The sequence below is a fragment of the uncultured Helicobacter sp. genome (assembly GCF_947367035.1).
Lineage (GTDB): Bacteria > Campylobacterota > Campylobacteria > Campylobacterales > Helicobacteraceae > Helicobacter_D.
In genome coordinates this window covers 12,258-24,797 of record NZ_CANBCA010000013.1, presented here as the reverse complement: position 1 = coordinate 24,797, position 12,540 = coordinate 12,258, and the positions used below count along the sequence as shown (strand labels likewise).

11 protein-coding genes are annotated in these 12,540 nt (G+C 33.1%); 5 read left to right on the top strand and 6 right to left on the bottom strand.

The window, feature by feature from the left end; all coding sequences use genetic code 11:
- Positions 1 to 92: 92 nt before the first annotated feature.
- Genes Q0Y61_RS05715 through Q0Y61_RS05705 form a run of 3 tightly spaced genes read left to right on the top strand, consistent with a single transcriptional unit; the run spans position 93 to position 4,814 of the window.
- The gene (locus Q0Y61_RS05715; RefSeq protein WP_297812735.1) at positions 93 to 2,042 is read left to right on the top strand and encodes a PBP1A family penicillin-binding protein; all 1,950 of its coding nucleotides are present in this window, start codon (positions 93 to 95) and stop codon (positions 2,040 to 2,042) included.
- A gap of 53 nt (positions 2,043 to 2,095) precedes the next feature.
- A complete protein-coding gene (locus Q0Y61_RS05710) occupies positions 2,096 to 3,799 on the top strand; it encodes an ABC transporter ATP-binding protein (protein ID WP_297812732.1) in 1,704 nt (567 codons plus the stop codon).
- 55 nt (positions 3,800 to 3,854) lie between these two features.
- Positions 3,855 to 4,814: a chemotaxis protein gene (locus Q0Y61_RS05705; protein WP_297812729.1), complete on the top strand. Its 960-nt coding sequence runs from the start codon at positions 3,855 to 3,857 to the stop codon at positions 4,812 to 4,814.
- A 120-nt stretch (positions 4,815 to 4,934) separates the two neighbouring features.
- Here the strand turns inward: Q0Y61_RS05705 and Q0Y61_RS05700 are convergent, their stop codons facing one another.
- Entirely contained in the window at positions 4,935 to 6,032 is a 1,098-nt protein-coding gene (locus Q0Y61_RS05700; RefSeq protein WP_297812725.1) for an ATP-binding protein, read from the bottom strand.
- A gap of 109 nt (positions 6,033 to 6,141) precedes the next feature.
- Here Q0Y61_RS05700 and Q0Y61_RS05695 point away from each other — a divergent pair, with 109 nt between their 5' ends.
- Together Q0Y61_RS05695 and Q0Y61_RS05690 are read left to right on the top strand one after the other, a co-directional pair.
- Complete coding sequence (locus tag Q0Y61_RS05695) at positions 6,142 to 6,813, top strand: response regulator transcription factor (RefSeq protein ID WP_297812723.1); 672 nt, start codon at positions 6,142 to 6,144, stop codon at positions 6,811 to 6,813.
- Entirely contained in the window at positions 6,813 to 8,147 is a 1,335-nt protein-coding gene (locus Q0Y61_RS05690) for a HAMP domain-containing sensor histidine kinase (RefSeq protein WP_297812721.1), read from the top strand. Before Q0Y61_RS05695 ends, Q0Y61_RS05690 begins: the two co-directional genes overlap by 1 nt.
- A gap of 241 nt (positions 8,148 to 8,388) precedes the next feature.
- On the opposite strand, the gene Q0Y61_RS05685 is transcribed toward Q0Y61_RS05690, so the two are convergent.
- From Q0Y61_RS05685 to Q0Y61_RS05665, 5 genes are read right to left on the bottom strand one after another with little or no spacing between them, the layout of a single operon-like run.
- Entirely contained in the window at positions 8,389 to 9,654 is a 1,266-nt protein-coding gene (locus Q0Y61_RS05685; protein ID WP_297812717.1) for a 3-isopropylmalate dehydratase large subunit, read from the bottom strand.
- Position 9,655: 1 nt separating this feature from the next.
- Positions 9,656 to 10,279, bottom strand: coding sequence for an ATP phosphoribosyltransferase (gene hisG / locus Q0Y61_RS05680; RefSeq protein WP_297812714.1), 624 nt, complete (start codon positions 10,277 to 10,279; stop codon positions 9,656 to 9,658).
- The gene (locus Q0Y61_RS05675) at positions 10,276 to 10,914 is read right to left on the bottom strand and encodes a type III pantothenate kinase (RefSeq protein WP_297812711.1); all 639 of its coding nucleotides are present in this window, start codon (positions 10,912 to 10,914) and stop codon (positions 10,276 to 10,278) included. The genes hisG and Q0Y61_RS05675 overlap by 4 nt, the downstream gene beginning before the upstream one ends.
- 7 nt (positions 10,915 to 10,921) lie before the next feature.
- Complete coding sequence (locus Q0Y61_RS05670; protein ID WP_297812709.1) at positions 10,922 to 11,944, bottom strand: hypothetical protein; 1,023 nt, start codon at positions 11,942 to 11,944, stop codon at positions 10,922 to 10,924.
- Complete coding sequence (locus Q0Y61_RS05665) at positions 11,934 to 12,524, bottom strand: tetratricopeptide repeat protein (protein WP_297812706.1); 591 nt, start codon at positions 12,522 to 12,524, stop codon at positions 11,934 to 11,936. The genes Q0Y61_RS05670 and Q0Y61_RS05665 overlap by 11 nt, the downstream gene beginning before the upstream one ends.
- Positions 12,525 to 12,540: the final 16 nt, after the last annotated feature.

The window sequence follows — 12,540 nt, the reverse complement described above, 5'->3', positions numbered from 1 at the left end:
CGAGGTAAGCAAGAGAATAGATTTGCAAGTTTTAGATTTTCTATGCTAAAATGCAAAAATTTTTAATGAATAAAAAAGGTATTATTAAATTTATGATTATGAGCTTCCTAAAGATTTTTTTAAGAATCCTAATGATTTTTGGGGTTGTTTTTGCAGTGGGAATTGGGATTTTTATCGTGCAAATTTACTCTGAAATTCGCAATGACACAGATAAAATCGTGAATTATAAACCGCCGATTGCAACACAAATTTTTGATAGGCAAGAACGTTTGGTTGCAAATATTTTTGATGAAGAATTTAGATTTTATACAACTTTTGAAGAGATTCCACCACGTTTGATTGAAGCCCTTTTAGCAATTGAGGATACTTTGTATTTTGAGCATCCTGGTGTAAATATAGATGCGATTATTCGGGCAATGTTTAAAAATATCAAAAATGCTCGCTATGCAGAGGGTGGAAGCACAATTACGCAGCAATTGATTAAAAATATCGCCCTAACGCGCGAAAAAACGATTGAACGTAAAATCAAGGAATTCCTTTTAGCGTTGCGATTAGAGACGATTTTGACGAAAGAAAAGATTTTAGAAGTTTATTTGAATCATACTTATTTTGGACACGGATTTTATGGAATTAAAACCGCAGCACTTGGATACTTTCGCAAAGAAATGGAGGATTTAACTTTAAAAGAAATTGCGATGTTGGTTTCCTTGCCACGTGCCCCAAGTTTTTATGACCCAACAAAAAACTATGATTTTTCTTTAGGAAGAGCCAATAATGTTTTGCAAAGAATGTATGAAGTAGGCTGGATTTCCCAAGAAGTGCTAGAAGCAGGTCTAAATGAGCAGCCTAAAGTCTATAATGACACTTTGACAAAAAATGTTGCTCCTTATGTTGTAGATGAGGTGCAAAGGCAATTAATGGGTATAGAAGACCTTAAAACTGCGGGTTATAAAATTTATTTGAATATTGATTTGGATTATCAAGAGATTGCACAAGAAGCATTGTATTTTGGCTATGAGCAGATTCTATCACGACACAAAGAAGACGAATCTTTGAAGGAAAAATTAAATGGTGCTTTTGTCGTGTTAGAGAATAAAACAGGTAAAATTCTAGCACTTGTTGGGGGTGTGGATTATCAAAAGAGTAATTTTTCTCGTGCGACACAAAGCAAACGACAAATTGGCAGTAGTGTAAAGCCATTTTTATATTTAAGTGCTATTAATTCAGGATTAGCGCAAAATTATCAGATTCCAGATATTGCACGCACTTATGAATATAGAGTGGGTAATGTGCGTAAAAAATGGCAGCCAAAGAATTATGGAAGCTCATTAAGTGGCTTTATCTCACTTAAAACTGCATTAACTAAATCGCTCAATCTTGCAACAATTAATCTTGTAGAGGAAGTGGGATTTGATAGAATTTATAATGAGATTTTAAGTTATGGATTTGAAAATGTACCAAAAGACTTGACTATCTCGTTAGGAAGTTTTGGGGCGTCTCCCTTAGAAATGGCAAAAAACTTTATGGTATTTTCAAATTATGGCAAGGTTATTTCTCCAATGCTTGTAGATAGAATCATAGATATGCGTGGAGATATAGCCTATTTTAGCGGGGAAGAGCGTGAAGTAAGTAAACCAAAGCAGAGTTTTTTGATTGTAGATATTTTGCAAAATGCTATTAATGTTGGCACAGGTAAGCGTGCAAGGGTAGAGGGTATTGAACTAGCAGGAAAAACGGGCACGACAAATGATAATGTTGATGCGTGGTTTTGTGGATTTTCGCCTAGTATTGAAGCGATTGTTTGGTATGGCAAAGATGATAATACACCAATGGGTTATAGTGAAACAGGTGGAATTGCACCCGCACCCGCTTTTTCATATTTCTTTGATAAAATACTACAAATTGACCCAGGATTAGAGCGTAAATTTCAGATTCCAGCGGGTGTGCAAAGTCGCATAGTAGAGGGGGAGAGGATTTATTATACGGATGAATCCCCAATTAAATACCAGCCAAAAGTTAATCAGGATACAATTATTTTTTGATTTCAATCTGTGATTGAAGTAGAGAAGTGAGTAACAATGAAAAGGAAAACGATTTGAAACAATTTTTTATCCGTTTATCTCCTTATGTTAAAGAGTATAAATTATATTTATTCTATTCCATTATTGGCACGATTTTAGTTGCAGGCGCAAGTTCTGCAAGTGCTTATCTCGTCAAACCTGTGTTGGATGAGATTTTTATCAAAAAAGACGCGACTATGCTTCAAATTTTACCATTTTTTGTAGTATTAGCTTACTTTTCTAAAGGATTTGGTGCATGGATTCAAACTTATTTTATGAGTTTTGTAGGACAGGATATTGTGCGTAGAATTAAGGAAATTCTTTTGGAGAAAATTTTAACTTTTGAAATGGAATTTTTCAATCGTTATCGGAATGGAGAATTAGTTTCGCGTGTTACAAGTGATGTCAGTGTTATACAAAATGCAGTTTCTAACTATCTAATTGAAGCAATTAAGAATAGCTTAGTTGTGATTGGGCTTGTAGTGGTAGTGATTTATCAAAGTCCGGAATTGGCATTTTATGGGCTTGTTGTAATGCCTTTAGCTCTTTATCCTATTTCAAGAATTGCAAAAAGTATGAGGAAAAATTCAAAAAAGCTGCAAGAAAAAAATGCGGATTTATCTTCTAAATTGATTGAAATTTTTAATAATATGGAACTCATCAAAGCAAGTGCAAGCGAAAAAATAGAATGTAATCAATTTTCAAATTATAATAAAGAAATATTTAAGATTTCTATGAAGACGGTGCGTGTATCAGAATTAACTTCTCCTTTAATGGAGACTTTAGGTGCTATTGCCATTGCGGTTGTCATTGTGATTGGCGGACAGAAAGTTATTAATGATGAGATTTCAGCAGGTTCCTTTTTTTCTTTTGTAACTGCACTTTTTATGCTCTATACACCTTTTAAGAGTTTAAATAACTTATATAGTAAATTTCAAATTGCTTTTGCCGCAAGTGATAGAATCTTTGAAATGCTAGATAGACGTGCAAGAATCCAAGATGGAGAAAAGGAGCTTAATGAGTCAATACAAAAAGTTGTTTTTAAAAATGTGGATCTATTTTATCAACAAAAACAAGCATTAAGCGATATAAATTTGGAAGTTAAACGTGGAGAAAGCATAGCATTAGTCGGTAGTAGCGGGGGAGGAAAAAGCTCTCTTGTTAATTTACTTTTGCGCCTTTATGCCCCAAATAACGGAAAAATTATCATTAATGATACAAATATTCAAGATTTTACGCAAGGAAGTTTGCGTTCTAAAATCGCTATTGTAACGCAAAAAATTTTTATTTTTAATGATAGTATTGCACAAAATATTGCTTATAACAGAGAAATAGACGAGGAGAAAGTTAAATTAGCCTTGCAACAAGCAAGGATTCTAGAATATGTAGAATCTCTCCCTAATGGAATTCATACGATATTAGATGAGTTTGGCGTAAATTTAAGTGGGGGTCAGAGACAGAGAATCGCTATTGCGCGCGCACTTTATAAAAATCCAGAAATTTTGATTTTAGATGAGGCAACAAGTGCGCTAGATAATAAGACAGAACAAGAATTCAGGGATACGCTTAGTGGTTTGTTGCAAGATAGAATTGTCATTATTATTACACATAGACTTTCCACCGTTTCCTTAGCGCAAAAAATTTATTTTTTCCAAAAAGGTAAAATTATAGCCAATGGCACACAAGCCGAGTTGCTTGAAAAATGTGAATCCTTTAGAGAATATTACAAAAGTATTTAAAACTTTAATTTGCTTTATGTTATAATAGCGGAAATTTTTATTTAAGGCTTCGGAAATGTCAAATTTATCTAATGTTGATCAGATAACGAATCTACACAAAAATAATGAATTGCAGCTTTTATGTTTTAGGCTTGAAAAAGATAAAGATTTATACGCAGTGAATGTGTTTAAAATCCGTGAAGTTGTCAAATATCGCGGTGAAATTACGGTGGTTTCTCACGAAGGAAGCTCTTTGGTGGATGGATTGATTACGATTCGTGAGCTTACAATTCCCCTCATTGATTTGCGTAAGTGGTTTTATTATAATGTTGCGGATAAAACAAAAAATCTTGACCCTTATGCTATTGTCCGTGCTCCGGGTGATGATGAAGTCATTATGATTTGTGAATTTTCCAAATGGACTGTGGGTGTGAAAATCTACGAAGCAGATAGAATTTTAAATAAGAAATGGACAGAAATTGAGCAGAGTGCTGGGATTGGAAACTCTGGACTAAATAGTAAGCTAGTTAGTAGAACGCGTTATTTTGATGGACGCTTGGTGCAAGTTGTAGATATTGAAAAAATGCTTGTAGATGTTTTTCCTTGGATTGAAGATGAAAAGAATGATGAAATGAATAAGATTAAGCAAATTATGACTGATAAAGAAGTCTTACTTGCAGATGATTCACCAAGTGTGATTAAAACAATGAAGAATATTCTTAAAAAAATAGGCTTAGAGCATAAAGCGTTTGTTAATGGACAGAAATTATTAGATTATGTATTTGCTAATGGAACAGATATTTCTAAGATAGGAATTATTATTACAGACTTAGAAATGCCAGAAGCAAGTGGATTTGAGGTGATTAAACAAATCAAAGCGAACCCACTTACTTCAAAAATCCCTGTTGTAGTGAATTCTTCTATGAGTGGCAGTAGTAATGAGGATATGGCGCGTTCCTTGAACGCAGATGAGTTTATCTCTAAATCTAATCCTATTGAAGTAGAAGATGCGCTAAGACGCTTTATGCTAAAATAATTATTCAAAGATTTTCTTAAGGTGGGTTATTACAATTTCTAAAGCTATACAAAGAAATTGGGAACCTACCTATATCTATATTATTCACAAATTAAGAATCTAAAATTATCATTACAATTTTTAAGTTAAAGTTGTCTGTAGAGAATCTTTTAAAGCAAATTCTCTAAAGGGTAGAATTTGGTAAGGTGTGCCTAAATTTTCGCCCGATTCTTTATCGTTAAGTGATAGAATTAAAAAGGAATCGCAAAATTCGCGCTCTTTTGTAATTTTGTGCAAACGCGCTTCAAGGATATTTTTTTGAATAAAGGGCATACAAAAAATCCCTAAAGATAAAGTTGGTAGATAAAAATCAAGTTTATCTGTATAAAATATTATTTCTTTGAAATGATAAAGTAATTCTAAGAAAACCATATTTTCAAATAATAATGTGAAATTTCGCTCATAAGAAATAGAATTTTTAAGTGTAAAATCCCAAAAATATAGCTTTTTGGGTGCAGATTTGTGTTCAAATTTTGTAAGCCAAAACAAAATTTTGCTTTCATTTAAAGTTTTACAATATTCATAGAATCTATCTTTTGATAATTTTCTCTCTTTTTTGAGTTTAGTAAAAATTTGATGAATAGAAACTTTTTGCCCTAGATGTAAAATAAGATTTTGCAAAATCCAAAAGTTGGTAGAATCTCCCGCAAGCATTTTTAAAAATTCCCCTTTTTTGTATTCATTAAAGCTTTCAGATTCTAGTAAATTGCCAAATTTTAAATAGAGATTCAAACTATCATCAACAGGAATTTTGCGCATTTGTGTGAATTCTTGGAAAGTAATGGGTGAAATCTCTATAAGAGAATAATTTTTGTCTATGAAAGGAGATTGTGTAATGAGAATGATTTGTGGTGTATTAGCAATACGAGTTAAGAGAGTAGAGGGAAAAAGAGAAAGATTGAAATGGTCTATAATTAAAATTTCAATTTTTTCTTTTTGAATAAAATCAGGCAAATAATCTAAGTATTTATGATGATTAAGATGGGAATCGCTCAAGTTTAAATACATTTTTTTTAGTGGATTAAATTCCTCTTTAGCATAGTGATTTAAGATAATTTCTGTTTTACCAATCCCCTTAGCACCATAGACACAAGTTTTTTTATTCAAGTTTAATGGTAAATGGCGATGGATTTTACTCAAATTTTTAGGGTAAGATTCCAATATTTTTGTCAATTCCATACTATACCTCATTTTAATTTATTCATCAAATTATAGCGCAACCCAAGTTGAAGTTTATATACTTTGCTTGTGGTATAATCTTATCCACAAAACAAAAGAGATAAAAGAGATGAAAGCAAAAATTTTGTTACTTGAAGATGACGTGGCATTACAAGAAATTATTACCGAATGTTTAGAAGAGGAGGGCTATGCGGTAGTATGTTGTAGTAATGGAATAGAAGCAACCAATCAAGCGTATGAAGAACATTTTGATGTTTTATTGCTTGATGTGATGGTAGAAGGACAAAATGGCTTTGAGTCTTTGCGTTCCATTCGTAAAAGTGGCAAAGAGACCCCAGCAATTTTCATTACTGCCTTAAACTCACTTAGAGACCTTGAAATAGGCTTTAGGAGTGGCTGTGATGATTATTTGCGAAAACCTTTTGAACTATCCGAATTACTTCTTAGAATTGAGGCACAATTAAAACGAAGTAAGAAACTAGAAGTCTTTGAGTTTGAAAATGGATATTGTTTTGATTGCGCAGAAGAAATTTTGTATTATCAAGGGGCAATTGCAAAGATTCCAACCAAAGAAAGAGAATTGCTAAAGATTTTATTGCAAAATGAGGGGCACTTTGTGAATTTAGAGCAAATCTACTCTTCGCTTTGGTGTTATAATGAGGAGCCAAGTGAGCTTAGTTTGCGTGTGTATATTAAAAATCTGCGTCAAATTATCGGTAAAGACAATATCATCACAAGGCGCGGTGAAGGGTATTGCTATAAGCCAAATATGAGGAAATAATGGAAGTAAGACAAACTGCTTTAAAAATTTTAACACTTTACATTTTGACAAGTTGTATTTTTTTAGGCATTGTTTTTTATGGTTGGTATCAAAAAGAAAAAATGGCAATTTTAGAATCTAAAGCTACAATGTTGAGTGAAAGCACAAATACCCTAGTCATCAGTCTTTATGAAAGATTGCAAGTAGAGACAGAAGAGAATATTCAAAAGCTATTTGAAGAGGTTTTAAAAGATTTCCAAATCCCTTTTATGATAGTAACAAATACTGGAGAAGTTATTTTTAGCTCTTTATCTAATCCAAAAAATCAAGAGGAAATGAATGCAATTTTATCTATGCAAGGAAAAAACTTAAGATTAATGAGAAATAGCAATCCTCATCGGCATAATAGGATTGTAATTTTAGAGGACACAATGTATTTGATTACACAACGAATAGGGGGAAAATTTTGGCATTTGCTTAATCAAAGGTTGGAATACAATGAGGAATTAAATCAAAAGCTGTATCAAAATTTCAACCCAAAAATGAAAGGGAAATTTTCTTTAGTGCTTGTTGCTAATGGCATTCAAGCAGAAATTTATAGGCTTTTGGGTCTGATGTTTGGAAGTTTTTTGGTGGTATTTGTTGCAATCAGTCTTGTAGCTTATTTTTTGGTGCTGTTTAGTTTAAAGCCTCTGCGTAAAAGAATCCAGTCGCTTGATGTTTTTATCAAAGATTCTACACACGAAATTAATACGCCTTTGAGCGTGATTTTAATGAGTATTGAACGAATAAAATCTAATGAACTTCCACCCCAAGTAATGCCAAAATTTGAACGCATTAAGTTTGCTGCACAGACACTAGGACAAATCTATCAAGATTTATTGTTTTATAATTTTGATGCAGCAAAGGAATTGAAGCTTGAAACTATTGTAATGACGCAATTAGTAGAGGAACGTATCGCATATTTTCAGCCATTTTTTAGGAAAAAAAATATTGAAATTATCATTAAGAGTGTATTAGAAGGTAATCAAGAAAGCTTATTGCAGGCAAATCGTAGTCGGATTGCTAGGGTGATTGATAACCTATTAGATAATGCGTTAAAATATACTTCTAATGGAGGTTTAGTTGAAGTAAAGATTGGCAAAGATTTTTTAAGCATTCAAGATAATGGTTGCGGGATTAAAAAGCAAGATTTAGAAAAAATCTTTGAAAGGTATTATCGTAGTGATTCCCAACAAGGAGGGTTTGGTATTGGGCTTGCACTCGCAAAGCAGATTTGTCAAATGTATAGAATCCAAATCCTCTTGACTAGCCAAGAGGGTGAGGGAAGCGAATTTGTATTAAAGTGGCAGTGAATGAAGTTATTATAATAAAATTTTACCATAATAATTTTTATTTAAGGAATTTGAATATTTAAGCATTATGAACACACATAATCTGTGCGTGATCTATATCTTTGGAATCCTACTTTTATTTTGCATATAGGTGCTTATAGGACTTCTTTTATAGAGTCTTAAAATTGCTTGAATGTCTTTTGTGCATTCTTTGTAGTAATGCAGATTAGCAAAGTGAGCAATAAAAGACAAATTAGTAGTTTTAAGTGCGGGGGTCAGCAATTTTACCCATAATAGCACTTTTTGCTGCGACAGCAGAGTTTGCGAGATAGACTTCAGAGTTTCGCGCTCCCATTCTACCTACGAAATTACGATTTGTCGTAGAGACGCAACGCTCACCATTTCCTAAGATTCCCATATACCCGCCTAAACAAGCACCACAGGTAGGATTTGAAATGAGCGCACCTGCTTCTAATAATGTATCAATATAACCTAGTCCATATGCTTCTTTATAGATTTGCTGTGTGCCAGGTGTGATAATGAGACGAACATCAGAATGGACTTTTTTGCCTTTTAAGATTTCACTAGCGATTTTTAAATCACTCAATCTTCCATTAGTGCAACTTCCAATAAAAACTTGGTCAATTTTCAAATCATCACGCACTGCTTGGGAAATACTTTTACCATTGCTTGGAAGATAAGGATAAGCAATGATGGGTTCTAGATTGCTAGTATCAATCGTAATAGTGCGTGTATAATGTGCATCAGGGTCGGAGAAAAATTCTTTTGGTTTTGCACGTAGGCTTGAACGATTTGCTAAGAATTCACGTGTAATGGAATCTGGAGCAATGATTCCGTTTTTTGCTCCCGCTTCAATGACCATATTGCAGAGAGAAAACCTATCGTCCATACTCAAAAATGCAATCGCATCACCGCAAAATTCAAGCGTTTGATAGAGTGCGCCATCTACACCTAATTGACGAATTAATTCTAAGATTAAGTCTTTGCCATAAATATGCTGTGCAGGTTTGCCAAGTAATTCAACCTTAATAGCACTTGGGACTTTAAACCAATTTTTTCCTGTAATCATTGTATAGGCTAAATCTGTGCTTCCCATACCTGTGCTAAAGGCTCCTAAAGCACCGTGTGTGCAAGTATGAGAATCTGCACCGATAATAACATCTCCACTGACAACTAAACCTTTTTCAGGAAGTAAAGCGTGTTCAATCCCCATATCTTTTTCATCAAAAAAATATTTGAGTTTGTGTTTTTTGGCAAAATCACGACTAATACGTGCTTGATTTGCACTTGCGATGTCTTTTGCAGGGATAAAATGGTCCATAACAATACAGAATCCATCAGGATTTGCGAGTTTTTGTGCTCCACTTTGTTCATAAGCTTTAATAGAAAGCGGTGTAGTAATATCATTACCAATTACCATATCAATAGGAGAATCTACAATTTCTCCTGCATAGACGGCTTTGCCAATATGGTCTGAAAAGATTTTTTCTGTGATGGTTTGCCCCATTTTAACTCCTTTTAGATTTGATTTGCGTTTTAAAATGATTTTGAATTTCAAGAATTTCTAGCTTTTGCATATAAAAGCTATTAGGATTTGCGACTAGATAAGCACTGATTTCCATAATGATTTCGTCAATTTTAAGATTATTTTGACGCATCGTGTCTCCTGTTTCTACTAAATCCACAATTGCATCTGCCATACCCACAAGAGGGGCTAATTCAATAGAACCATAAAGTTTAATGATTTCTACACTCATTGCTTTTTGCGCAAAAAATCTTTTGGTAATATTAATCATTTTAGTTGCGATTTTTAAATTTGGATTAGAAAAATCCATTTTATAATGATTGGGTGAACCAACGGCAATTTTACATTTGCCAAACTCTAAATCAAGTAAGCGCACAAGTGAGTTTTGCTGTTCTTCTAGCACATCTAATCCTACTACCCCGATGTCCGCTGCTCCTCTTTCAACATAGATTGGAACATCTTGGTTACGCACAAGCATAAATTGAAACTTATCTTTTATTAAGATAAGTTTGCGGTCTTCAAAATGAAGTGGTTCGCCTATGAATGTTTCAAAAATTTGCAATGTTTTATCTGCGATTCTGCCTTTTGGTAATGCAACTTTTATCATACATAAATTCCTTGTGAGGTAAAGTTTTCATTAATTGCTTTCTGCATTCCTTTAAATACAAGTAAGTCATCATAAAAACAATCTTTGAAGAATCTTGAGAGGAACTTACCATCACCACCTGTAAAATGAATTTTTTTATTTTTAGAAGTTTGTTTAAGCACTAAGACGATAGAATTTAACATACCATAACTTACAGCATCTCGTGTATTTTGTGGAAAGGTATCTAAACCTACTGCTAAGTTTATTTCGCAATCTAACACGGAGATGCTACTAAACATTTTACGATATTGTGTAATGCCAGGCATAATAAAGCCTCCTAAATGGATACCTTGATGCATAACATCCACGGTGATAGCACTTCCTGCATCTACAATGACCCCATCACTAATTGCTTTACAGGCTGCGATTCTATCAATGCCTAATCCTTTGTAAGTTGTATCAATATTCACATAAGGCGTTAAATCAAAACAGCGAGGATGAGTGCAAAGTAAGGCGTTTGTAGAATCCTCATTCACGCTAATATACATAACAAGTTCTTTAGAATCTTTAGGAGTGAGTTTATTTTTTTCTTCTTTCCAGATTCTGCCGCGATAGTAAAAATGCAAAAAGGTATTACCAATATCACAGAGAATCATTATGCCTCTATTCTACTTTTAAAATTTTATTGCCAATGAATATTTTACGCATACTAGAAAATGTAGGTTCATCAATTTCATTTGGAAGCGCGAAAATCGCACTATTTTGCAATTCGTCATCTAATGCGATAAGATAACCTTGTGTCTCTAAAATAACAATATTTCTTCCGTGATTAGCTGCAGTAAAATGCGCAAAAGGAAATTTAACTCGGCGTTTTTCGTTTAAATCTTGGTCTGTTAAAATAACTTCCCCTTCACTGGTAAAAATAAAGATTCTATCCTCAAAAAATAAAACATCTTTAATGTTGGCATTAAAAGTATTAATTACGCTTGGACTAACAGAAATAATACGCTTAGGTGTGGCGGCAACCATACGATTTCCAATAGCTTCTAAAAAAATAACATTATTAAAGTATTTATCGCCATTAACGACAATATTACGAATCATCTGCATATTGTTTCTATCCACAATGACAAGTTTTCCATCTAGGGTTGGCACAATGACAATATCACTTAAAAAATAAGGTGCTGCAATCAGTGTATTGTTAGTAGGCGCTAATGTGCTGTCTTGTTTATAGGTAATTTGACCTCTGTTTAAATCATATAGGACAAAAGTATTATTATCAAAAATGACTGCAATGAGTGGTCCATTCATGGAGGCACTAATAGGGGTATTATCAAATGCAATGGAGATTTGCTCATTGGTTTGTTTATCAATTAGCAATAAAGATCGGTATGTGCCAGCTAAATAATAATCTTCTGTTTGGTTGAGATATTGTGTGTCTTGCGGTAAATAAACATTTGGAATCTCGGAATATTTTGTAATGAATTGCCCATTTTTTAATGTTGCGCCATCACGCACGATTGAAATAATAGGTGATGGAATAGAATCATTAAAGGAAACTTTACCTTTAATTTCTTCCTCTTTGGGTTCAAAATAATATTTAGAGCCACAACCGCTAAAAATAAATGATAGTGCGATGATAGAGAAAGCAGATAGAATTAAACTCTTAAAAGAATTATTTAGCATTAGCATCCCCTTGAATACTTAAATGTTCTAGCGCATTAGCAAAATCCCTAACAGGAGAATCATTTTGGATTTTAGATAAAATTTCTTTAGCCTCTTGGTTCTTGTTTGCTTGAATTTGTAAAAATGCAGCTTGTAAATAGCCAAAATCTCCAGAATCTTTGGAATCAAGTGTATCTAAATTTTGTGTTAAAGATGCATTTTGTAATTTTGCAAATTGTGCAATAATTGGGTCTTGACAAGATTCTAATGTTTTTAAAGTTTCTTTATCATTAGATTTTAATGCTTTTTGAAAAAGATATAAGTCATAAAGCCTACTTTGAGAGTTTTTAAGCGAAGTGATAGCCTTTTCATCACCTTTTAATGCTTCTTGGTAAAGATTAGAGAGTTTTTGTTGTCTGCTTTCTTGATAGTAATTGTTGCCCATATAAGCAAAGGTAAGTACAATAGCAAGAATAGCAAGTGCAATAAGCGCAGTTTTATATCGCTTAAACCAGCCTTCAAAACGAATAAGACTTTCTAGCATTTTTTCATCATTATTCATTTCTTCTTTGATAAAATCTACATTTTGTTTTAAACTCAAATTTTCTCCTTAAATT

What these genes read in the sequence shown, in the direction of transcription:
- Q0Y61_RS05715 (WP_297812735.1), top strand. Translation starts at nt 93, where the DNA reads ATGATTATGAGCTTCCTAAAGATTTTTTTAAGAATCCTAATGATTTTT.
- Q0Y61_RS05705 (WP_297812729.1), top strand. Translation starts at nt 3,855, where the DNA reads ATGTCAAATTTATCTAATGTTGATCAGATAACGAATCTACACAAAAAT.
- Q0Y61_RS05700 (WP_297812725.1), bottom strand. Translation starts at nt 6,032, where the DNA reads ATGGAATTGACAAAAATATTGGAATCTTACCCTAAAAATTTGAGTAAA.
- Q0Y61_RS05695 (WP_297812723.1), top strand. Translation starts at nt 6,142, where the DNA reads ATGAAAGCAAAAATTTTGTTACTTGAAGATGACGTGGCATTACAAGAA.
- Q0Y61_RS05690 (WP_297812721.1), top strand. Translation starts at nt 6,813, where the DNA reads ATGGAAGTAAGACAAACTGCTTTAAAAATTTTAACACTTTACATTTTG.
- Q0Y61_RS05685 (WP_297812717.1), bottom strand. Translation starts at nt 9,654, where the DNA reads ATGGGGCAAACCATCACAGAAAAAATCTTTTCAGACCATATTGGCAAA.
- hisG (WP_297812714.1), bottom strand. Translation starts at nt 10,279, where the DNA reads ATGATAAAAGTTGCATTACCAAAAGGCAGAATCGCAGATAAAACATTG.
- Q0Y61_RS05675 (WP_297812711.1), bottom strand. Translation starts at nt 10,914, where the DNA reads ATGATTCTCTGTGATATTGGTAATACCTTTTTGCATTTTTACTATCGC.
- Q0Y61_RS05670 (WP_297812709.1), bottom strand. Translation starts at nt 11,944, where the DNA reads ATGCTAAATAATTCTTTTAAGAGTTTAATTCTATCTGCTTTCTCTATC.